Below are 20,415 nucleotides of genomic sequence, written 5' to 3'. Positions count from 1 at the left end.
GGGCGCGCTTGGAGCAAGCGCCGGTGCTGGCCGACCCGGGCGGCGCCGCCGCGCGGCTCGCCGATCTGGACCGGCCGGCGCTCATCGCGGATCCGCTCGTGCGGGCGCTGCTGGCGGGGCTCGCCGAGCACTCGACCTTCCTCTGGGGCATCGCGGCGCGCGATCCCGAGCGCCTCGAAGCGTTGCTCGAGGCCAGCCCGGAGGAGAGCCTTGCCCGGCTCGTCGCCGACCAGCGCGCGGCCGGGCGGCCGGAGCCGAGCAGCAACATCGATCTCGAAGCGGTGGGCCGGCGGCTGCGGCGCAACCGGCAGGCGCTGGCGCTCCTCGTGGCAATGGCCGATATCGGCGGAATCTGGCCGCTGGAGCAGGTCACGGGCGCGCTCTCGGATTTCGCCGACGCGTCCGTCTCGGGGACGCTCGACGCCCTCCTGCGGCAGGCCGCCGATCTCGGGCGCTTCTTAGCCAAAGACCCGGAGGATCTTCAGGCCGGCAGCGGCCTCGTCGTGCTCGGGCTCGGCAAGCTCGGGGCGGGCGAGCTGAACTATTCGAGCGACATCGACCTCGTGGTGTTCTTCGACCCCGAGAGGGCGCCGCTTCGGGAGGGTACGGAGCCGACGCCGTTCTTCAGCCGGCTCGCGCAAGGATTGGCCAAGCTGCTGCAGGAACGTACCGGCGACGGCTACGTCCATCGGGTCGATTACCGGCTGCGCCCCGATCCCGGCTCGACGCCGACCGCGATCTCCTTCAACTCGGCCTTCAGCTACTACGAGACGGTCGGCCAGAACTGGGAGCGGGCCGCCTTCATCAAGGCGCGGCCGATCGCGGGCGACATCGCGGCCGGCGACCGTTTCCTGGCGGAGCTGCGCCCCTTCATCTGGCGCAAGTACTTCGATTTCGGCTCGATCGCGGACGTGCACGCGATGAAGCGCCAGATCCACGCGGTGCGCGGGCACGAGCGTCTGGCTGTGGCCGGCCACGACATCAAGCTCGGACGCGGCGGCATCCGCGAGATCGAGTTCTTCGTGCAGACGCAGCAACTCGTCTTCGGCGGGCGCCGGCCGTCGCTCCGGGGGCGCCGCACCCTGGAGATGCTGGCTGGGCTCGTCGAGGAGGGCTGGATCGATGCGGGCGCGCGCGACGAACTCGCGGAGGCCTACCGCTTCCTGCGCGGCATCGAGCACCGGTTGCAGATGCAGGAGGACGCGCAGACGCAGCGCCTGCCCGAGGCGAGTGAGGCGCTTGAGCGCTTCGCGCATTTCGCGGGCTACGCGACCAGGGGAGACTTCGAGGCGGCGCTCCTCGCCCACGCCGCCCGGGTGCAGGCGCACTACGCTCTTCTGTTCGAGGCCGAGCCCGACCTGTCGGCCGGCATCGGCGACCTCGTCTTCAGCGGGGCGGGGGACGACCCCGAGACGCTGAAGACGCTCAGTCAGCTCGGCTTCCGCGAGCCGGAGCGGGCGGTCGAGACCGTACGCGGCTGGCATTTCGGGCGGCGTCCGGCGGTGCGCAGCGCCCGCGCCCGCGAGGTGCTGACGGAGCTGGTGCCCGCCCTGATCCAGGCGCTGTCGGGCACGACGGACCCGGACGCGGCGCTCGCCGCCCTCGACCGGGCCTTCGGTCAGATGCCGGCGGCGGTGGAGCTCCTGATCATCCTGCGCTCGCACGAGCGGCTGCGGCTGCTCTTCGCCGATCTCCTCGGCACCGCGCCGCGGCTCGCCGACACCGTGGCCTTCAGCCCGCACGTGCTCGACGCGGTGATCGACCCGGCCTTCGGCGAACCGGTCAGCGACGAAGCGGCGCTCGACGCGCAGTTCCGGGCGCTCGTCGGCCAGCCGGCGTCGGTGGAGGAGTTCCTGGACCGCAGCCGCGACGCCGCCCGGCAGATGCGCTTCGTCACCGGGGCGCGGCTCCTCTCCGGCATCCTGCCGCCGGCCGGCGCCGGCCGGGCCTTCTCGGGCGTGGCGCAGGCGGCGGTGGCGGCGAGCCTGGAGGCGGTCTCCGAGGCCTTCGCGGCCGACCACGGCCGGGTGCCGGGCGGCCGGATGGTGGTGCTCGGCTTCGGGCGACTCGGCTCGCGCCAGCTCACCGCCGATTCCGACCTCGACCTCGTGGTGCTGTACGATTTCGACCCCGAGAACCGTCAGAGCGACGGTCCCCGCTCGCTCGACGCGGCGGTGGCCTACAACCGGCTGACCCAGCGCCTCGTCGCGGCGCTCACCGCGCCGACCCGGCGCGGCACCCTCTACGAGGTGGACCTGCGCCTGCGCCCCGGCGGCGGCCAGGGGATGATCGCCACGCAGGCGCGCAGCTTCCGCGCCTATCTCGCCGAATCGGCCGAGACCTGGGAGCTGATGGCGCTCACCCGCGCCCGGGTTCTCTGCGGGGATGCCGCGCTCGCCGACGAGATCCGGGCCGTCATCGCGGAGGCGGTGGGCCGGCCGCGCGATGCCGCGGGCGTCGCGCGCGAGGTCCGGGCGATGCGCGACCTCGTCGCGGGCGAGAAGGGGGACAACGGTCCCCTCGACCTGAAGCTGGCACCGGGGGGGCTCCTCGACCTCGACTTCCTGGCCCAGGCCCTGGTGCTCGGCCACGCGCGCGCGCATCCGGACCTCGTCGGCCGCGACGCGCCCGGCGTGCTGGAGCGGGCGGGCGCGCTCGGCCTGCTGCCGGCGGCTGCGGCGGACCGCCTGGTCGCCGCCTACCGGCTGCTGGACGACATCCATCAGTGGCAGCGCCTGATGATCGAGGGCGACCCGGCCGATCCGCCGCCCGCCGTCCTCGGCCGGATCGCGGTGGCGGCCGGGCTGCCGGACGCTCGCACGCTGACGGCGCAACTGGAGGAGGAGCGGCGGTCGGTGCGGGCGCTGTTCGAGCGGCTGCTGGGTTGAGGGCCGCGCTCCTCCCCCCCCGCAGCAGGGGGGCGAGGGAGCGTGACGGCAGTGGATCCGTGAGGCCCGCAGGCCCTCAGGAACTCATCCGCGCCCGGCCGGGCAAAGCGGGCCTGAGCGCCGGGCGCTCGGTCGCGGCCGTGCGGATCTTCTGGCTCTCGGGTGCGTGGTGGGGCTGGTAGGCTTCGGCCGGGCCGCCGCGCTCGCGCAGCGGCCTGTCGGTGATGGCCGAGATCAGGTCGCGGGCCGCCGTCCGGCTCACCGTGCGGAACAGGCGCACGAGATCGAAGACGCGCTCGGCCGAGCGGGCCACGCCCTCGTTCAGGGTCAGGAAGACGTAGACCGCCTCCTCCTCGTGCAGGTCGGCCGCGCGCAGGCACAGGGTGATCAGGTCGTAGCGGGTGCTCGGATCCGGCGAGGCGGCGAGGAAGTCGCGCGGCAGGCCGAGCATCCCGGCCAGCGCGCCGATGAAGCCGGTGACGTCGTGGGCCGCTGAGAGGCCGGTCAGTTCCGTGCCGGCCCCGCGGGGTGGGGGCGGGCAGGGGCGCAGGGCCGCGGTCGCCTCGACACTCTCGCGGATCGCCTCGCGGCGGACCGGATCGGCGTGGAGATAGAGCGGAGCCATCTCGGCCGCCGAGAGATCGGGCCGGGCGAGCAGCAGGCGGCCGAGATCGGCCTGCGTCCGGCCACGCGCGACAAGGCGGGCGGCGGCCGAGGCCTGCAGCACGATGCCCGTATTGGCGGCGAGCGCCCGGTCGATCACGGGGTCATCGCGGCCGATCAGGTCCTCGATCGTGGCGCGATCGAGCCCTGGCCGGGCCGCGATGGCGGCCGCGAGGTCCGCCCCGTCGCCCAGCGCCGCATCGAGCAGGCGGGGCGTGAGCGTGGGTGCACCCGCCACCACCGCATCGCGCACGGGCCCGCCCCGGCTCGCGAGCGCGACGAGAACCGCCTCCGGCGTGCCCGGAAAGCCCGCGAGCTTCTCGGCCACGATCAGCGCCGTGTCCTCGTCCACCGTCGGGATCAGGCCGCAGGCCAGCGCTTCGAAGGATTCCCGCTCCGCCCGGTCCCGCCGCTCCGCCTGCACGAACAGGTCCGTCTGAACCCGCAGAACCACGGGTTTCAGGTCGAGATGCGCGACGCGCGACAGTTCGATGAGCCCGGACAGGTCCGGCGCATTCTCGACGGATGGGGGCATGGCACTTCGGGTACGCAACTTGGGTAACCGCAGGCTAACGAGACCGGCGTGAATCGACCTTTAAGCGGCCGCCCGCCGGTCCGTGCCGACCTGCGCCAGAGCGGGATTCATCCCCGCTATCCAGAGGCCGGGGCTCTCACGAAGCGATCGAACGGTCACGGATTCGAAAGATCGGGCTCGCGCGCGTCCAGCCTACCGGCTCCACTCCGGTCGTCAGAGGACGGCCTGCCCGGCCCGGTAGCGGGCCGGGCTCGTGCCGAGCCGCGTCCGGAAGTGACGCCGCAGGGTCGCCGCGCTGCCGAAGCCGCAGGCGGCGGCGATGTCGTCGATCGGCCGGGCGCCGGACTCCAGGAGGGCACGCGCGCTCGCCAGCCGCTCGGAGAGCAGCCACGCGGCCGGCGTCGTGCCGGTCGCGGCGCGGAAGCGGCGCAGGAAGGTGCGCGGGCTCATCCCGGCCTCGGCGGCGAGCGAGGCCAGGGTGTGCGGCCGGTCGAGCCGGGTCCGGACCCGGTCGAGGAGCGGCGAGAGGCGCGCGCCCTCGCGTGCGGTCGGCACCGGCCGCTCGACGCGCTGGGTCTGTCCGCCTTCCCGGTGGGGCGGCACCACGAGCCGGCGCGCCACGATGTTGGCCGCCTCCCACCCGAAATCCCGCCGCACGAGGTGCAGACAGAGGTCGATGCCGGCCGCGCTGCCGGCGGCGGTGAGGATCGTGCCCTCGTCCACGTAGAGCACGTCCGGCACCAGCACGGCGTCCGGTGCGGCCCGCCCCAGGGCATCGAGATAGCGCCAGTGCGTGGTGGCGCGCCGGCCCGCGAGGAGGCCGGCCGCGGCGAGCACGAAGGCGCCCGAGCACAGTGAGATCACCCGGGCGCCCCGGGCGGCGGCGGCCCGCAGGGCCCCGCAGAGGGCCTCCGGCACCGGCGCCGCGGCTCCGCGCCAGCCCGGCACCACCACGGTGCCGGCCTCGGCGACCAGATCGAGCCCGCCATCGACCGCGATCCGGACGCCGCCGGTCGCCCGCAAGGGGCCCGGCTCCACGCCCGCGACGGCGAAGCGGTACCAGTCCGGGCCCATCTCGGGCCGCTCCAGCCCGAAGACCTCGACCGCGATGCCGAACTCGAAGGTGCAGAGCTCGTCATAGGCGAGGGCGACGACGCGCCGGTCGGGGAGGGCGTTTGGCATGATCTTGACGCGGATCGGCGGGAGCGGCGCTCACGCCCCGTCATCCCACGCCGCATCCTGGCCCCGCAACCGGCACAGGAGACACGCCGTGGCCAGCCCGATCGGAAGCCGCATCACCGAGACCCCGCCCGCCCCGGCCGCCGAGGCCGAGGCGCACTTCGCCCGCCGCCTCGCGCTGGAGACCGACTGCGACGACGTCCACGCCGCCCTCGACGAGGGCGCGCCCGACTTCGTGCTCCTCGACACCCGCGGCCCCGCCGCCTTCGCCCGCGGCCACGTGCCCGGCGCGCTGAACCTGCCGCACCGGGAGATCACGCCGGAGCGGATGGCGGCCTGGGCCCCCGACACCCTGTTCGTGGTCTACTGCGCAGGCCCGCACTGCAACGCGGCCGACAAGGCGGCCCTGCGGCTCGCCCGCTGCGGATGCCCGGTGAAGCTGATGATCGGCGGTCTGACCGGCTGGCAGGACGAGGGCTTCGCCCTCGCGACCGGGCCGGCCTGAGCGGCCGGATCAGGACACCGCGATGCGGCGGAGCGCCCGGCCCCGCGCGTCGCGGATCACGATCTCCCAGGGGCCCAGCGCCCCGGTGAGGCGACCGGCGAGGCGGATCTCGCGGAGCACCGCCTGGGCGTGGGCCGTGGCCGCGTCGAGATCGGGCGTCTCCAGGCCGCCCTCGTCGGGGACGGTCTCGTCCCCGTCGATCAGGTCGAGGTAGAAGCGGGGCGCCACGGTCGCGGATCCGGCCTGCCTGCGAAGCCCGTGAGGATATGGCGGCTGCGGCCCGCCGGACAGGGCGCGGGGTTCAGCTCCCGTCCCGTGTCGTCCGCAAGTGCGCCCGCGGCGGACCCGCGGGCTCGGGGCGGTGCGGCCGCTCGCCCGGCGGACGGGCGGGCCGGGGCGCCGTAGGACCGGTGCGATCCTCGGGCGGGACGCTCAGGCTGATCGAGACCAGCCGGCCGGTACGCGGGTCGAGGACCACCATCGCGGCCTCCTTACTCGTTACCCCCGACAGTCAAGACAGCCGCCGAATCTGGCCAAAACTTGTCCTTTCCCCAGAAATACCCGGGTTTCACTGCCTGAGACAGGCGAAATGAGCCGTTTCACGTGCGCGTCAGTGGCGGTCGGCGCCCCGGGCGCGCTCGCGCTCCTGCCGCCGCAGGGCCAGGATCAGGTCCACATGCGAGGCCGGCAGGGGCTCGGCGGCGACCGCGCTGTAGCGCGTGCGGAAGCTCGCGGCGAAGCCCGCGCAGGCGCCCTGGCGGCGGGCTTCCTCGAGCGGCTGGTGGGTCCGAGGCATCGATGTTCCCTCTCCGTTCTGAGGGCAACATCGCGCTGCGATGGTTAACGGCCGGTTAAATGTTCCGGTTGAGTTCGCGTTATCAACCTTGGCCGTTCCCCGGCGCGCCCCGTTCCGCCGGGCGATCCCGTCGTTGCGGATGGGTCACACCCCGGACGAATGATGTCGTCGGACTCGGATCAGCCACACTGCGCCCACACTGGCCTGTAAAAGGGCGAGGTAGATCGCAGCAGAGTTCAAGAGGTCCGGCGATGAGCACCCGTGAACAAGTCTCGACGGCGCCGGTCGTCCCGTTTCCGGCCCAGCTCGCGACTGTCGAGGCTGACGAGAACATCGCCTCGATGATCGACGTGCTTCAGGAGCAGCTGAAGCTCGCCCGCGAGGGCAAGCTCCGCTCGGTCGCCGTGGTCTCGGTCTCCTCGGACGGGCAGGCGGTCGGCACGCAGTGGTCCTGCCAGCGCAGCGACATCACCAGCCTGATCGGCAAGCTCACCGTGCTGACGCACGACCTGATGGCCTCGCGCAAGTAGCGCCCGCCGCAGCCGCGCGCGGCTGACCTCGCCCGACGCTCAGCGCCGGACGAGCAGAAGCACCACCACGACCACGAGGATCGTGAGCGCGCCGGCCGCCAGCACGGCGCGGGTGACCGTCTCCCGGCCGCCGGACGGTCCGGGACCGGACCGCGGGGCCGCCGCGGGCACGGTCGGGCGGACCGCACCGGCGGTCGTGCCCGAGACCTTTGCGGCGGGTGCCGCCGCCGGAAGCGGCGGCAGCTCGGCGATGGGCCGCACCGGCGCGGGGCGCCCGGTGGCCGAGAGCGGCCCCTCGAACTCCACCTCGACGCCGGCCTCCTCCAGTTCCAGCACCACGAGGGCGATGTCCTCGGCCGTCATGGTCGCGGTGGGCAGGTGGGCGCGCAGCTCGTCCGACGAGATTCGCCCGGTCGCGCGCCCGAGGGCGATCAGGCGGTCGAGAATCCGGCGCTCGATGACCGCGCTCATGTCGGGGCCTCCCTGTGCGTCGGGCGGCCGCGCCGGAGCCGCGGCGGGCCGCCCGAAGGAGAAAACCCCCGGCACGGCCCTTCGTTCGCCGCTCGGGACCTAGGCCGCCGCCCGGACGGGGCCTTGAGCGAGCCAGGCTTGGGCCAGCGTCACGTCCGCCTGGGATAGGCCGTGGCCGGCCGGGAGGCGGCGGTGCTCCACCGCGGCGCCGGCCCGGGCGAGCCGGTCGGCGAGCGCCGCCGCGCTCGCCTCCGGCACAATTGGGTCGAGGGCGCCGGACAGCATCAGCACCGGCCGGCCTGCCAGGTCCGTCCCGGTCTCCGCTTGCGCGAAGGGCAGCATCGACCGCAGCAGCACCGCGCCCGCGAAGGTCTCGGGCCGCAGCATCATCGTGGCGGCGGCGATGTTGGCCCCGTTCGAGAAGCCGAGCGCGACCGGCGCGCCGATCCCGTAGGCCGTCCGCGCGGCCGCCACGAAGTCGGCGAGGTCGTGGGCGCGGCGGCGCAGGTCCGCCTCGTCGAACACGCCCTCAGCGAGGCGGCGGAAGAAGCGCGGCATGCCGTTCTCCAGCACCGCGCCCCGCGGTGAGAGCAGCGCGGCGCCGGGCGCCACCATGCGGCCGAGGGGCAGCAGGTCGGACTCGTCGCCGCCGGTCCCGTGCAGCAGTAGGAGCGGGGCGCGCTCCCGCGTGCGCTCGCGCGCGCCCGGCTCGAAGCGGTGGATCAGCCCGAGATCCGTCGTGGTCATCGTGGTCATGGCGACCTCCTCTCCCATGCAGTCAGTCAGGATCAGGCGACCTCGGGCAGCACCGCCTCGATCGAGGCGCGGTGCGGCTCGAGGAAGGCGGGCAGCTTCAGGGCCTGCCCCAGGCTCTCGGCCGGCTCGTCCACCGCGAAGCCCGGCGCATCGGTGGCGATCTCGAACAGCACGCCGCCGGGCTCGCGGAAGTAGACCGAGCGGAAGTAGTTGCGGTCGCGCTGCTCGGTCACGCCGAGGCCGTGCTCGCGGGCGATGCGCTCGGCCATCGCGGCCTGCGCGGCGTCGTCGGCCGCCCGGAAGGCGATGTGGTGGACCGAGCCGGCGCCCGCCCGGCCGGGCAGGAACTGGCCGACCGCGCGGAGCGTCACAGCTCCGCCGATCCGTGCGCCGCTCTCCAGCCGGATCGCCGAGCCCTCGCGGCCGGTCTCGCGGAAGCCGAACACGCCTTCGAGGATCGCGGCGGTCGGTCCGGCCTCGGCGAGCAGCAGCGTGACGCCGTGGAAGCCCCGGATCGCGTGCTCGGCCGGGATCTCGTCGGCGAAGGCCTTCTCCGCCTCGGCGCCCGCGACGCCGACGAGAGCGAGCATCATCCCGTCCGGGTCGCGGAAGCGCAGCACCGGCTCGCCGAAGACCTGCACCAGCGCCTCGTGGCGCACGCCCGCCGCAACGAGGCGGTGCGTCCACCAGCCCATCGAGGCGCGCGGCACCCGGAAGGCCGTCTCCTGCGTCTCGCCGATCCCGACCCGGCCCTGCGCCGCGTGGGCGATGGGGAAGAAGGTGAGGATCGTGCCCGGGGTGCCGGCCGCGTCGCCGTAATAGAGATGGTAGGTGCCCGGATCGTCGAAGTTCACGGTCTTCTTCACCAGCCGCAGGCCGAGCACGCGGGTGTAGAAGTCGACGTTGCGCCCGGCGGGGCCCGAGAGCGCTGTGACGTGGTGGATGCCGTTCTCGGACATGATCGTCTCCGTCTGTCTGGGCGCCAGCGGCGCCGGTCTCGATGGGGACAATCTGAGACTTGCGCGGTCGCGTATAAATGGAAACAGTGGAAAACCATCGTTTCTGGATCTGACCGATGCGCCTTCCCGATTTCGAGGCCTGGGCCGTCTTCGCCCGCGTGGCTGAAGCCGGCTCCCTCAGCCGCGCCGCCGAGGATCTCGGTTTGTCGAAGGCGACCGTCTCCAAGGCGGTGAGCCGGCTGGAGGCGCGGATCGGCGCGCGCCTGTTCAACCGCACCTCACGCAAGCTCGCGCTCACCGAGGCGGGCCGGGCGGCGCGCGAGGACGCCGCCCGGATCCTCGCCGCGGGCGAGACCGCGGAGGCTCGGGCCATCGCGGGCGCCGCGGTGCCCCAGGGCCTGGTGCGGCTCGCCGCGCCGATGTCCTTCGGTGTGCTGCACGTGGCGCCCCGGCTGCCGGACTTCCTGGCCGAGCACCCGCAGGTGTCCGTCGATCTCCACCTCTCCGATCAGCAGGTCGATCTGGTGGGCGGGGGCTTCGACATCGGGTTGCGCATCGCGGCGCTGGCGGATTCGTCGCTGCGCGCCCGCCGGCTCTGCCCGGTCCACCGCTCGCTCGTCGCCGCGCCCGCCTATCTCGACCGCCACGGCCGGCCGGAGCACCCGGACGACCTCGCCCGGCACGCCTGCCTCGGCTACGCCTACCTGCCGAGCCCGGACCGCTGGCGCTTCCGCGACGGGGCGGGGGTGGAGGTCAGCGTCGTGCCGGCGGGTCCCTTGCGGGCGAACAACGCCGACGCGCTCGCCCCTGCGCTCCGGGCCGGGCTCGGCCTCGCCGTGCAGCCGGACTTCATGATCTGGGACGATCTCCGCAGCGGCCGGCTGGAGCGGGTGCTGCCCGGCTGGGCGGCTCCGCCGATCGCGCTCCACCTCGTCACCCCGCCGGGCGATCCGCGGCCCGCCCGCGTCGCCGCGCTGATGGGCTTCCTCCAGCGCACCCTCGCCGCGGCGCCCTGGGCGCGGGAGTGAGGATGTTCTCCGGTGGATACCCCTCCGCGCATGCAGGCAGGGGGCTCCCCGCCTCCGGCCGGGCTATGAAGCGCGCCGGCACGTGGCCGGGCGGGTCGCCTCTCCGGCCCGGCTTCTCCCGGACCCTCTCCCTCACGATGGCGGCATCGGCCGGTCCGCCGGCCCCGCTCAGGACAGCGACATGACGGTGACGAGCGAGGATGAACTGACGGCGCTGAAGGCGATCGGGCGCATCGTCGCCGAGGCGCTGGAGGCGATGGGCAAGGCGATCGAGCCCGGCATGACGACGCGCGAACTCGACGGGGTCGGTCGGGCGTTCCTGGAGGCCGCCGGGGCGCGGCCGGCCCCGGAGATGGCCTACGGCTTTCCGGGGGCGACCTGCATCAGCGTCAACGAGGAGATCGCGCACGGCATCCCGGGCGAGCGCCGGATCGCGCCCGGCGACCTCGTCAACATCGACGTCTCGGCGGAGATGGGCGGCTACTTCTCCGACACGGGAGCGTCCTTCGCCGTGCCGCCCGTGACCCGCGCGGTCGAGCGGCTCTGCCGGGACGGGCGCCGGGCGATGTGGGCGGGCCTGCGCCAAGTCGGGGCCGGCAAGCCGCTGGCGGGCATCGGGCAGGCCGTCGGCGCCTTCGCGCGCAAGAACGGCTACACCCTCGTGCGCAACCTCGCGAGCCACGGTGTCGGCCTGTCGCTGCACGAGGAGCCGAAGGAGATCGCGACCTGGCCCGACGCCTCGGAGCGGCGGATCATGCGGGAGGGGCTGGTCTTCACCGTCGAGCCCTTCCTGTCCCTCGGCGCGGACTTCGCCGAGGATGGCGGCGACCCCTGGACCCTCTACAGCCGGCCGCGGGCCCCGACGGTCCAGTACGAGCACACGGTCGTCGCCACCCGCAACGGGCCGCTGGTCCTCACCGTGGCGGGGGTGTAGCGGCCGCGTCAGCGGCCCGTCAGCGCCGCGATCCGCTCGGCCAGGGCATCGACCTGCGCCTCCGTGTGTGCCGCCGAGACGGCGACGCGCAGGCGCGCGGTGCCGGACGGCACGGTCGGCGGGCGGATCGCCACCACGAGGAAGCCCGCCTCCTCCAGCGCCCGCGACAGCGCGAGCGCCGCCCCGGCCTCGCCGACCAGCACCGGCACCACCGCGCTCTCGGCCTCGGGCAGGCCGAGCCGGGCCGTGAAGCGGCGAGCCAGCATCAGCGGCCGGGCGCGGCGCTCGGGCTCCGCCTCCAGGATCGCCAGAGCCTCCAGCGCCGCCGCGGCGGAGGCCGGGGGAAGGCCCGTGGTGTAGACGAAGCTGCGGGCGCGGCTCGTCAGCAGGTCGATCACGGGGCGCGAGGCGCAGAGATAGCCGCCGTAGGAGCCGAGCGACTTCGAGAGCGTGCCCATCTCCAGCGGCGCGCGCGGACCCTCCTCGGCGACACCGAGGCCGTGCGCGTCGTCCACCAGGGTCCAGGCGTCGTGGCGCTCGGCCAGCCCCAGGATGTCGCCCATCGGCGCCCGATCGCCGTCCATGCTGAAGACGCGCTCGGTGAGGACGAGGCAGCGCCCGTGCGCGGGCCGCTCCGTCTCCAGCAGGCGCGCGAGATCGGCCATGTCGTTGTGACGGAAGCTCGCGACCCGCGCGCCCGAGAGCCGGGCGCCCGCCCACATGCAGGCGTGGGAGAGTTCGTCGAGCAGCACGAGGTCGCCGCGTCCCGCCAGCGCCGGGGTGATGCCGAGATTGGCCATGTAGCCGCTGCCGAAGACCAGGGCCGCCGCCTTGCCCTTGTGGCGGGCGAGCCGCGCCTCCAGCGCGTCGAGGAGCGGGTGGTTGCCCGTCACCAGCCGCGAGCCGCCCGCGCCCGCGCCGTAGCGCGCCGCCGCGTCCTGCGCCGCCGCGATCACCCGCGGGTGGTGGCTCAAGCCCAGGTAGTCGTTGCACGAGAAGGAGACGAGCCGTCGCCCGGCCCGCTCGGCCGCGGCCTCGGGCCCGCGCGTCGTCGGTACGAGGCGCCGCCGCAGGGCGGCTTCCTCCAGGGCATCGAGTTTCCCTTGCGCGAAGGCGTCGAGGCTCAGCATGGGCCGTCATGGCGCCGCGCGCCCCGCCCGTGTCAAGGCCGGCCTTGACCCGGGGCGCGCCCGGCACCATCCCGGCCCGATGCGCGCGACCCGGCCCGGCCGCCACCTCTGGCGGCCCTACACCCAGATGAAGAGCGCGGCGGCGCCCCTCGAAGCCGTCGCGACCTGGGGCAGCCGGATCGTGCTGGCGGACGGGCGCGAACTCGTGGACGGCATCGCCTCGTGGTGGACGGCGGTGCACGGCTACAACCACCCGCACATCGCCCGGGCGGTGGCCGATCAGCTCGCCCGGATGCCGCACGTGATGTTCGGCGGCCTCACCCACGCGCCCGCGGAGCGGCTGGCCGCCCGGCTCGCCGCCCTGCTGCCGGGGGATCTCGACCACGTGTTCCTGGTCGATTCCGGCTCGGTCGCCGTCGAGGTGGCGCTGAAGATGGCGGCCCAGCTCTGGCTCAACCGGGGCGTGACGGGCCGGACCCGGGTCCTCGCCTTCCGGGGCGGCTATCACGGCGACACGATGGGGGCGATGTCGGTCTGCGATCCCGACGAGGGCATGCATCGCCGCTTCGGCGCCTACCTGCCGCGCCAAGTCTTCTGCGACCTGCCCCACACGGCCGAGCAGGCGGCCGCGCTCGACGCGGCGCTCGCCCGGCACCGGGACGCGCTGGCGGCCGTGATCGTCGAGCCCCTGGTGCAGGGCGCGGGCGGCATGGTCATGCATGACCCGGAGGTGCTGGCGACGATCGCCCGCCTCGCCCGCCGCCACGGGCTGCCGCTGATCTGCGACGAGATCTTCACCGGCTTCGGGCGCACCGGCACCCTGTTCGCCTGCGAGCAGGCGGGGATCGTGCCGGACATCCTGTGCTTGTCGAAGGCGCTCACCGGCGGCACGATGGCGCTCGCCGCCACGGTCGCGACGGCCGAGATCTTCGACGCCTTCTGGTCGGACGACCCCGCCGCCGCCCTCATGCACGGGCCGACCTTCATGGCGAACCCGCTGGCCTGCGCGGCGGCCAACGCGAGCCTCGACCTCTTCGAGCGGGAGCCCCGGCTCGACCAGGCGCGGGCGATCGCGGGGCGCCTGCGCGACGGGCTCGCGCCCCTGGCGCGCCTGCCCGGCGTCCGGGACGTGCGGGTGCTCGGGGCGATCGGGGCGGTGCAGTTCGCGCGCGCGCCCGATCTCGCCGCCCTCAAGGCCGACCTCGTGGCGCGCGGCGTCTGGGTGCGGCCCTTCGGCGACATCGTCTACCTGACGCCCGCCCTGACGATCGGCGCGGACGACCTCGACCACCTGCTGTCCGCACTCGGGCGGAGCGTGGCGGAGACGCTGCGGTCGGCCCAGCTTTCCTGAATCGATGATGAACGGGCTGCAACCCGGGCCCTGTTCGTCCGTTGGCACAGCGTCCGGCCGTTCGGGCGGGGCCGGACGGAACGTGGGAGGGTGCGCATCGTGTCGAGTGAGCAGACGATCTCTCAGGACGACCGGCCGGTGATCCTCCTCGTCGAGGACGAGGCGCTCACCATCATGGATCTCGGCGACGTGCTGGAGGACGGGGGATACGAGACCGTGCAGTGCGCCTCGGCCGAGCGCGCGCTGAGCATCCTGCAGGCCCGGCCCGATATCTGCGGGCTCGTCACCGACGTGGAATTGTCGGGCAAGACCAACGGCTTCGAGCTGGCCACCTCGGTGGCCGAGGCGCGGCCGAACCTGCCGATCCTGATCGTCTCGGGCCGCGCTGCCCCCGATCCCGAGCGCATGCCGCCGGGCGCGCAGTTTCTCGCGCGCCCCTGCAGCGGCGACGAGATCCTCGACAGGCTGAAGAGCCTGATGCCCTGCTGAATACCCTGCCGAGGCGGGATTTTCCGCAGGGCGGGTGCGTCCGGCGCGCCCGCTGTCATCGTGGCTTCACGCTGGCGCGCCACACGCTGACCGGCGCGTCCCGGCCCTTTCCGGAGGGTCTGGGTGAACGCGCTTGGAAACCGGCTAGGCGGCCGGGCGAGCGAGGTGCACGATGTCGGCGGCGGACGAACGTTCGGCAACCGCGCCGGACGACGCGACTTTGGGCGGCCCCGTGAACGGCAAGGCGAAGCGCGGCAAATCCGGCGCCAAGACGGAGACGGCAGGCCGGCGCCTGCGCCCGCCGGGGCAGAAGAGCGTCGGCTGGGCGCTGGTCCAGGCGGCCCGCCTCCACCGCGCCCGCATCGGCGACCGCTTGGCGAGCCTGAACCTCTTCGCCGGCCAGGAGCAGGTGGTGCAGGCGCTGGCCGCCGCCGGCACGATGACGATGGGAGACCTCGCCGCCACCCTGCGGGTGCGTCCGCCGACCGCCTCTAAGACGATCTCGCGCCTCGCCGCCCTCGGCTTCGTGGAGCGCCGGGCCGAGGCCGGGGACGGGCGCATCGTGCGTGTGCGCCTGACCGAGACGGGGCTCGCCAAAGCCGAGGCAATCGAGCGGATCTGGGACGAGGTCGAGGCGGAGCTGCTCGACGGGTTCGACAGCAAGGAAAAGCGGCGTCTGCGCAAGCTGCTGCGCAAGGCCGCTCGCAATCTCGCGGATGCCTCGGGCATCGCGGGCCACGAGACCGAGGCCGATGCGGAGATCGAGGCCGAGGACGACGAGGCGGACGCCCACGGCCTCAACGGCAGCGCGCTGCCCGCGCTCTGAGGTCCGGGCTCTGCCCTGCGCAAGCCGGAGGTCTCGGCTTTTATCCGTGCGCTCAGCTCTTGCGTAGGAATGGACCCGAACAGTTCCTGTGCCAGTCCCAGACTAGGAAGGCGGGAACGGGCAGCATGATGGCGAGGAAGATCCAGTCGAACCTCTGGGGCATGTCATAGCCCTTCGGTTCGGTATCCGCGCTGACCTACGGATCTCGAGCCGCTCAAGTTCCGGACGCTTCCCGATACACGACTCGTCCGTGCGCGCATCGCAGCACCGGGTGCACCTGGGCGCGCCCGGTGTTGCACGTCCTGACCGACGCGTCGCTGTTGTAATAACGTTACTCTTGCGGCCGATCGCACGGCCGGGTGGAGGTGCCGGTTGCGATGTGCGGCCCCAGGGTGCAGCGTTATAGTATCACAAATCTGGGGTCCCCGGCCTTGCGTCTCCGTTCCCGCATCGCCGCCGGCGCGGCACCGTTCTGCCTGCTCGTGCCGCTCGCCACCGCCGCGCGGGCGCAGCAGGCCGTCACGCTTGACGAGATCAGCGTGACCTCGCCGAGCCCGGTCCAGGCGGTCCGCCCCGTCGCGGCCGCGCCGACCGCCGCGGGCACGATCGCCGGTATCGGCGTGCTGCCGGTCGTCACCGACACCTTCTCGCCGGTCACCGTGGTGACCCGCGACCAGATCGCCCGCGACCAGCCGCGCACGCTCGGCGACGCCCTGTTCGACCGGCCCGGGATCTCCTCCTCGACCTACGCGCCGGGCGCCTCCTCGCGCCCGATCATCCGCGGGCTCGACAACGCCCGGGTGCGGATCCAGGAGAACGGCATCGTCAACGGCGGCGTCTCGGATCTCGGCGAGGACCACGCGGTGCCGGTGAACCCGCTGGTCGCCGACCGGCTGGAGGTGATCCGCGGCCCCGCGACGCTCCGCTACGGCTCGGGCGCGATCGGCGGCGTGGTCTCGGCCGAGAACAACCGGGTGCCGACCCTCATCCCGGCGAACGGCGTCACCGGCCAGGTCACGACGGGCTACACGAGCGTCGACAACGGGCGGCTCGGGGCCGCCACCGTCGATGCGGGCCGGGACGGCATCGCGGTCCACGCGGACGGCTTCAGGACGGCCGCCGACAGCTACGCCATTCCCGGCGGCATCCAGCGCAACTCCTACAACGCATCGCAGGGCGGCTCGTTCGGCATCTCGGCGATCGGCGACCGCGGCTTCGTCGGCGTCGCCTTCAGCCATTACGACGCGCTCTACGCGATCCCGGGCGGCGAGGCGGAGCAGGCCCGCACCCGCCTCACACCGAATCAGGACCGGGTGATCTCGCGGGGCGAGTATCGCCCGCTCGACGGCCCCTTCGAGGTGATCCGCTACTGGGCGGGCTACTCGGTCTACCGCCACGACGAGATCGGCATCGGCGAGGACGGGCTTGAGGGCCGGCAGGCCACCTTCAAGAACCGCGAGGCGGAGGTGCGGGTCGAGGCGCAGCACGTGCCCGTCTTCACGAGCCTCGGCAAGCTCACCGGCGCCGTCGGCGTGCAGGCCGACCGGCGGGTGATCAACACGCAGCTGGAGAGCTTCCTGCCGCGCACCGATTCGCGGGCGGGCGCCGTCTACCTGTTCGAGGAGCTGGAACTGGTGCCGGGCACGCGCCTCCAGGCATCCGGGCGCATCGAGGGCGACCGGCTGCGCAGCACCGCCGTGCAGTTTCCGGCCGATTACCTGCCGGTCGAGGGCGAGGACCCGCTGCGCTACGCGCTCACCCGCCGCTTCGCCCCGAAGAGCGCGAGCTTCGGCCTGTTGCAGGACCTCCCCTACGGCTTGGTCGGCAGCGTGACCGGCTCCTACGTGGAGCGGGCGCCGACCGGCTACGAGCTGTTCTCGCAGGGGCCGCACGACGCCACCGCCACCTTCGAGATCGGCGATCCGACGCTCCGGTTGGAGCGGGCCCGCACCGTCGAGGCGAGCATCCGGCACGCGCTCGGGCCCCTGCGCTTCGAGGCGACGGGCTTCTACACGCGCTACACCGGCTTCATCTACAAGCGCCTGACCGGGCTCCGCTGCGACGACGACTTCGCGAGCTGCGGCGCGGGCGACGAGCTGCGCCAGGTCGTCTACTCCCAGCAGAACGCGACCTTCTACGGCGCCGAGCTGATCGGCCAGTACGACGCCATCCCGGTCGGCAACGGCTTCCTCGGCATCGAGGGCCAGTTCGACGCCGTGCGGGCGAAGTTCGACGACGGCACCAACGTGCCGCGGATCCCGCCCTACCGGATCGGCGGCGGCATTTATCTGCGGGCGGAGGGCTGGTTCGCCCGGGTGAACCTGCTGCACGCCTTCGCGCAGAACCGGTTCGGCACCCTGGACACACCGACGCCCGGCTACGACGATCTGCGGGCCGAGCTCAGCTACACCAAGCCGCTCGACCCGGCGATCTACGGCGCGAGCGAGGTGACGCTGGGGCTCCAGGGCCGCAACCTGCTCGACGCCGACATCCGCAACGCGGCCTCGTTCAAGAAGGACGAGATCCTGCTGCCGGGGCGCAACGTACGGCTGTTCCTGACGGCGCGGTTCTGAGCGGGCTGATCGGCCTCGTGCGAATCCGGCCGATCACTCTGGGGACAGCGGCATCTCCCTCTCCCCGCACGGCGGGGAGAGGGGATCTCCGGCACCTGGAGTGATCAACCGGAGGCGGCATCACCCGTGGCAGGCGCAGCCGGCGTGGTCGCAGCCCTCGTGGTCCGGATGGCCCGCGGCGCACTCGTCGCAGCAGAAGGCCTTGCCGTCCCGCTCGATCGCCTTGGACACCGAGACCACGCAGACGCAGTCCGGACAGGCGCATTTCACCATCTCGACGTCGACGCTCGCCATGATTCCAATCCTCGTGCCGGCTGTCGGCGGATCATCCTTCCCCATCCGGCCGCCGAGCGCCAGGGCGTCGGCGCGACACTGCGGACTCTGATCCTCCGCACCGCTGCCGCGTTGCTTCCGCAAGCCGGCCCGCGCGTTGCCGGACCGGGTGAAGGGATGCGTCTGCGATGACCGACCAGAAGATCGAAGCCTATACGGGCCCGGCGGGCGGATGGGGCTCGGCCAAGTCCCTGGCGGAGATCCTGACGCGGGAGCAGATCCCGGCGTCGGGCGCCGCGATGCTGATGAAGCAGAACAAGCCGGACGGCTTCATGTGCGTCTCGTGCGCCTGGGCCAAGCCCGCCAAGCCCTTGGCCTTCGAGTACTGCGAGAACGGCGCCAAGGCGACCGCCTGGGAGCAGACGAGGCGGCGCGCCACGCCCGACTTCTTCGCCGGGCACAGCGTCACCGAACTCCTCACCTGGCCCGACTACGACCTTGAGGAGCAGGGCCGGCTCACCCACCCGATGCGTTATGATGCGCAGAGCGACCGCTACGTGCCGGTGGCGTGGGCGGAGGCCTTCGCGGAGATTGGCCGGGAACTCAAAGGTCTCGATCCGAAATCGGTGGTCTTCTATGCCTCGGGCCGCGCCTCGCTCGAGACGAGCTACATGTACGCGCTGCTGGCGCGGCTCTACGGCAACAACAACCTGCCCGATTCCTCGAACATGTGCCACGAATCGACCTCCGTGGCCCTGCCGCAATCGATCGGCGTGCCGGTGGGCACGGTGCGGCTGGAGGATTTCGAGTCGACCGACCTGATCCTGTTCTTCGGCCAGAATGTCGGCTCGAACGCGCCGCGGATGCTGCACCCGCTGCAGGAGGCGCGGCGGCGCGGCGTGCCGATCATCACCTTCAACCCGCTGCGCGAGCGGGGGCTCGAGCGGTTCACCAACCCGCAGGCGCCGCTGGAGATGCTGACCAACAGCTCCACGCAGATCTCGACCCAGTACCATCAGGTCAAGGCGGGCGGCGATCTCGCGGCCCTCACCGGGATGTGCAAGGCGATCCTCGCCGCCGACCGCGACGCCCTGGATGCCGGCCGGCCCCGCATCATCGACGTCGCCTTCGTCGAGGAGCACACCCACGGGCTGGCGGAATTCGTGCGCTTCTGCGACGCCCAGCACTGGGCGGATCTGGAGAGCCGCTCGGGCCTGAAGCGCGAGGCGCTGGAGGCGGCGGCCAGCGTCTACATGCGGGCGCGCAGCACCATCGGCATCTACGGCATGGGGCTAACCCAGCACCGCAAGGGCACCGAGACGGTGCAGATGCTGGTCAACCTGCTGCTCTTGCGCGGCAATATCGGCCGGCCCGGCGCCGGCATCTGCCCGGTGCGCGGCCACTCGAACGTGCAGGGCCAGCGCACGGTCGGCATCTCGGAGAAGCCGGAACTGGTGCCCCTCGACAAGCTCGCCGAGCAGTACGGCTTCGAGCCCCCGCGGCAGAAGGGCCTCAACACCGTCGAGGTCTGCGAGGGCGTGCTCGACGGGAGCGTGCGAGCCTTCATCGGGCTGGGCGGCAACTTCGTGCGGGCGGTGCCCGACACCGCCCGGATGGAGGAGGCCTGGCGGGGCTTGCGCCTCTCCGTGCAGGTCTCGACCAAGCTCAACCGGGCGCATCTGGTGCGCGGCGAGATCGCCTACATCCTGCCCTGCCTCGGGCGGATCGAGGTGGACCGGCAGGCGAGCGGCCCGCAGGCGGTCTCGATGGAGGATTCCTGCTCGGCCTTCCACGGTTCGCGCGGCGTGTCCGAGCCGGTGAGCGAGCATGTCCGCTCCGAGCCCTGGATCGTCGCCGAGATCGCCAAGGCGACGCTGGCGCCCAACCCCAAGGTCGACTGGGATGCTTGGGTCGCGGACTACGCGAAAATCCGCGACAGCATCGAGGCGACCTATCCGGACAAGTTTAAGGACTTCAACAAGCGGATGTTCGAGCCCGGCGGCTTCTACAAGCCGCTCGCCGCGCGCGACCGCAAGTGGGAGACGAAGACCGGCAAGGCCAACTTCATCGTGCCGCCGGGCCTGGAGGCGGACCCGGACATGCCGCGCTCCGACCGTTCGGTGATCGACCTGATCACGCTCCGCTCGAACGACCAGTTCAACACCACGGTCTACGGCTACGACGACCGCTTCCGCGGGGTGAAGGGCACGCGCCAGGTGCTGTTCATGAACGAGAACGACCTCGCCCGCCTGGGGCTCGCGGACGGCGAAACCGTCGATGTCAGCACCGATGCCGACGACGACGTCGCTCGCGTCGTGCGTGGATTGCGCGTGGTCCGCTACGACATTCCCGAGGGCAATTGCGGCGGCTACTACCCGGAGATGAACGTGCTGATCCCGCTCTGGCACCACGACGAGCAGGCCAAGACCCCGGCTGCCAAGGCGATCCCGGTGCGCGTCACCCCCGCGGTGCCGGAGGCCGCGACCGGCGGGGCCTGAGCGGGGCGCTGGACGCGGGGGCCGGGGCCCG

19 protein-coding genes (1 of these 19 only partly in view) are annotated in these 20,415 nt (G+C 73.0%); 10 read left to right on the top strand and 9 right to left on the bottom strand.

Annotation, left to right across the window (positions count from 1 at the left end; translation table 11 throughout):
• On the top strand, positions 1-2,888 hold the 3' portion of the coding sequence (locus DK427_RS01585) for a bifunctional [glutamine synthetase] adenylyltransferase/[glutamine synthetase]-adenylyl-L-tyrosine phosphorylase (protein WP_109949730.1). It extends 19 nt beyond the left edge of the window; 2,888 of the gene's 2,907 nt are visible here — the last part of the coding sequence; the start codon falls outside the window, past its left edge; it ends in the stop codon at positions 2,886-2,888.
• A gap of 76 nt (positions 2,889-2,964) precedes the next feature.
• Here the strand turns inward: DK427_RS01585 and DK427_RS01580 are convergent, their stop codons facing one another.
• Both DK427_RS01580 and ftrA read right to left on the bottom strand, forming a co-directional pair.
• Positions 2,965-4,086: a DUF2336 domain-containing protein gene (locus DK427_RS01580; RefSeq protein ID WP_109949729.1), complete on the bottom strand. Its 1,122-nt coding sequence runs from the start codon at positions 4,084-4,086 to the stop codon at positions 2,965-2,967.
• A gap of 213 nt (positions 4,087-4,299) precedes the next feature.
• Positions 4,300-5,268 (bottom strand): transcriptional regulator FtrA, encoded by a 969-nt coding sequence (gene ftrA / locus DK427_RS01575; protein ID WP_109949728.1) that lies wholly within the window; start codon positions 5,266-5,268, stop codon positions 4,300-4,302.
• 100 nt (positions 5,269-5,368) lie between these two features.
• Between ftrA and DK427_RS01570 the strand changes: the two genes are divergently transcribed.
• Complete coding sequence (locus DK427_RS01570; RefSeq protein WP_109953934.1) at positions 5,369-5,770, top strand: rhodanese-like domain-containing protein; 402 nt, start codon at positions 5,369-5,371, stop codon at positions 5,768-5,770.
• Between the two features lie 9 nt (positions 5,771-5,779).
• Here DK427_RS01570 and DK427_RS01565 read toward each other — a convergent pair whose 3' ends face one another.
• Together DK427_RS01565 and DK427_RS01560 are read right to left on the bottom strand one after the other, a co-directional pair.
• Positions 5,780-5,998 carry a DUF6894 family protein gene (locus tag DK427_RS01565; protein ID WP_109949727.1) on the bottom strand — a complete coding sequence of 73 codons (219 nt, stop codon included), beginning with the start codon at positions 5,996-5,998 and terminating at the stop codon, positions 5,780-5,782.
• Between the two features lie 382 nt (positions 5,999-6,380).
• The gene (locus DK427_RS01560) at positions 6,381-6,566 is read right to left on the bottom strand and encodes a hypothetical protein (RefSeq protein WP_109949726.1); all 186 of its coding nucleotides are present in this window, start codon (positions 6,564-6,566) and stop codon (positions 6,381-6,383) included.
• 251 nt (positions 6,567-6,817) lie between these two features.
• Between DK427_RS01560 and DK427_RS01555 the strand changes: the two genes are divergently transcribed.
• Positions 6,818-7,096, top strand: a complete 279-nt coding sequence (locus DK427_RS01555) for a hypothetical protein (RefSeq protein WP_109949725.1) — start codon at positions 6,818-6,820, stop codon at positions 7,094-7,096.
• Between the two features lie 39 nt (positions 7,097-7,135).
• Here DK427_RS01555 and DK427_RS01550 read toward each other — a convergent pair whose 3' ends face one another.
• From DK427_RS01550 to DK427_RS01540, 3 genes are all read right to left on the bottom strand, one after another.
• Entirely contained in the window at positions 7,136-7,567 is a 432-nt protein-coding gene (locus DK427_RS01550) for an RNA polymerase sigma factor region1.1 domain-containing protein (protein ID WP_109949724.1), read from the bottom strand.
• Positions 7,568-7,666: 99 nt separating this feature from the next.
• Positions 7,667-8,323 (bottom strand): alpha/beta hydrolase, encoded by a 657-nt coding sequence (locus DK427_RS01545; protein ID WP_425452524.1) that lies wholly within the window; start codon positions 8,321-8,323, stop codon positions 7,667-7,669.
• A 32-nt stretch (positions 8,324-8,355) separates the two neighbouring features.
• Positions 8,356-9,282, bottom strand: a complete 927-nt coding sequence (locus DK427_RS01540; RefSeq protein ID WP_109949723.1) for a ring-cleaving dioxygenase — start codon at positions 9,280-9,282, stop codon at positions 8,356-8,358.
• A 116-nt stretch (positions 9,283-9,398) separates the two neighbouring features.
• Between DK427_RS01540 and DK427_RS01535 the strand changes: the two genes are divergently transcribed.
• Both DK427_RS01535 and map read left to right on the top strand, forming a co-directional pair.
• A complete protein-coding gene (locus DK427_RS01535; RefSeq protein WP_109949722.1) occupies positions 9,399-10,310 on the top strand; it encodes a LysR family transcriptional regulator in 912 nt (303 codons plus the stop codon).
• A gap of 181 nt (positions 10,311-10,491) precedes the next feature.
• The gene (gene map, locus DK427_RS01530; RefSeq protein WP_109949721.1) at positions 10,492-11,244 is read left to right on the top strand and encodes a type I methionyl aminopeptidase; all 753 of its coding nucleotides are present in this window, start codon (positions 10,492-10,494) and stop codon (positions 11,242-11,244) included.
• An 8-nt stretch (positions 11,245-11,252) separates the two neighbouring features.
• Here map and DK427_RS01525 read toward each other — a convergent pair whose 3' ends face one another.
• The gene (locus DK427_RS01525) at positions 11,253-12,374 is read right to left on the bottom strand and encodes an aminotransferase class I/II-fold pyridoxal phosphate-dependent enzyme (protein WP_109949720.1); all 1,122 of its coding nucleotides are present in this window, start codon (positions 12,372-12,374) and stop codon (positions 11,253-11,255) included.
• Between the two features lie 79 nt (positions 12,375-12,453).
• Between DK427_RS01525 and DK427_RS01520 the strand changes: the two genes are divergently transcribed.
• From DK427_RS01520 to DK427_RS01505, 4 genes are all read left to right on the top strand, one after another.
• A complete protein-coding gene (locus DK427_RS01520) occupies positions 12,454-13,725 on the top strand; it encodes an adenosylmethionine--8-amino-7-oxononanoate transaminase (protein WP_109953932.1) in 1,272 nt (423 codons plus the stop codon).
• 99 nt (positions 13,726-13,824) lie between these two features.
• A complete protein-coding gene (locus tag DK427_RS01515; RefSeq protein WP_109953931.1) occupies positions 13,825-14,214 on the top strand; it encodes a response regulator in 390 nt (129 codons plus the stop codon).
• A gap of 172 nt (positions 14,215-14,386) precedes the next feature.
• Positions 14,387-15,040, top strand: a complete 654-nt coding sequence (locus DK427_RS01510; RefSeq protein WP_109949719.1) for a MarR family winged helix-turn-helix transcriptional regulator — start codon at positions 14,387-14,389, stop codon at positions 15,038-15,040.
• Positions 15,041-15,522: 482 nt separating this feature from the next.
• Entirely contained in the window at positions 15,523-17,613 is a 2,091-nt protein-coding gene (locus DK427_RS01505; protein ID WP_245930920.1) for a TonB-dependent receptor, read from the top strand.
• A gap of 120 nt (positions 17,614-17,733) precedes the next feature.
• Here the strand turns inward: DK427_RS01505 and DK427_RS01500 are convergent, their stop codons facing one another.
• On the bottom strand, positions 17,734-17,907 hold the full coding sequence (locus DK427_RS01500; RefSeq protein ID WP_109949718.1) for a metallothionein: 174 nt from the start codon (positions 17,905-17,907) through the stop codon (positions 17,734-17,736).
• 167 nt (positions 17,908-18,074) lie between these two features.
• Between DK427_RS01500 and DK427_RS01495 the strand changes: the two genes are divergently transcribed.
• Positions 18,075-20,384, top strand: coding sequence for an FdhF/YdeP family oxidoreductase (locus DK427_RS01495; RefSeq protein ID WP_109949717.1), 2,310 nt, complete (start codon positions 18,075-18,077; stop codon positions 20,382-20,384).
• Positions 20,385-20,415: the final 31 nt, after the last annotated feature.

It is taken from the genome of Methylobacterium radiodurans (assembly GCF_003173735.1).
GTDB classification, from domain to species: Bacteria; Pseudomonadota; Alphaproteobacteria; order Rhizobiales; family Beijerinckiaceae; genus Methylobacterium; species Methylobacterium radiodurans.
Note: the sequence above shows the minus strand (reverse complement) of the source record. Positions and strands in the feature narration are given on the sequence as shown.

Coding starts and splice junctions, on each gene's coding strand:
- DK427_RS01580 (WP_109949729.1), bottom strand. CDS start 4,086: ATGCCCCCATCCGTCGAGAATGCGCCGGACCTGTCCGGGCTCATCGAA.
- ftrA (WP_109949728.1), bottom strand. CDS start 5,268: ATGCCAAACGCCCTCCCCGACCGGCGCGTCGTCGCCCTCGCCTATGAC.
- DK427_RS01560 (WP_109949726.1), bottom strand. CDS start 6,566: ATGCCTCGGACCCACCAGCCGCTCGAGGAAGCCCGCCGCCAGGGCGCC.
- DK427_RS01555 (WP_109949725.1), top strand. CDS start 6,818: ATGAGCACCCGTGAACAAGTCTCGACGGCGCCGGTCGTCCCGTTTCCG.
- DK427_RS01550 (WP_109949724.1), bottom strand. CDS start 7,567: ATGAGCGCGGTCATCGAGCGCCGGATTCTCGACCGCCTGATCGCCCTC.
- DK427_RS01545 (WP_425452524.1), bottom strand. CDS start 8,323: ATGACCACGATGACCACGACGGATCTCGGGCTGATCCACCGCTTCGAG.
- DK427_RS01540 (WP_109949723.1), bottom strand. CDS start 9,282: ATGTCCGAGAACGGCATCCACCACGTCACAGCGCTCTCGGGCCCCGCC.
- DK427_RS01535 (WP_109949722.1), top strand. CDS start 9,399: ATGCGCCTTCCCGATTTCGAGGCCTGGGCCGTCTTCGCCCGCGTGGCT.
- map (WP_109949721.1), top strand. CDS start 10,492: ATGACGGTGACGAGCGAGGATGAACTGACGGCGCTGAAGGCGATCGGG.
- DK427_RS01525 (WP_109949720.1), bottom strand. CDS start 12,374: ATGCTGAGCCTCGACGCCTTCGCGCAAGGGAAACTCGATGCCCTGGAG.
- DK427_RS01520 (WP_109953932.1), top strand. CDS start 12,454: ATGCGCGCGACCCGGCCCGGCCGCCACCTCTGGCGGCCCTACACCCAG.
- DK427_RS01510 (WP_109949719.1), top strand. CDS start 14,387: ATGTCGGCGGCGGACGAACGTTCGGCAACCGCGCCGGACGACGCGACT.
- DK427_RS01500 (WP_109949718.1), bottom strand. CDS start 17,907: ATGGCGAGCGTCGACGTCGAGATGGTGAAATGCGCCTGTCCGGACTGC.
- DK427_RS01495 (WP_109949717.1), top strand. CDS start 18,075: ATGACCGACCAGAAGATCGAAGCCTATACGGGCCCGGCGGGCGGATGG.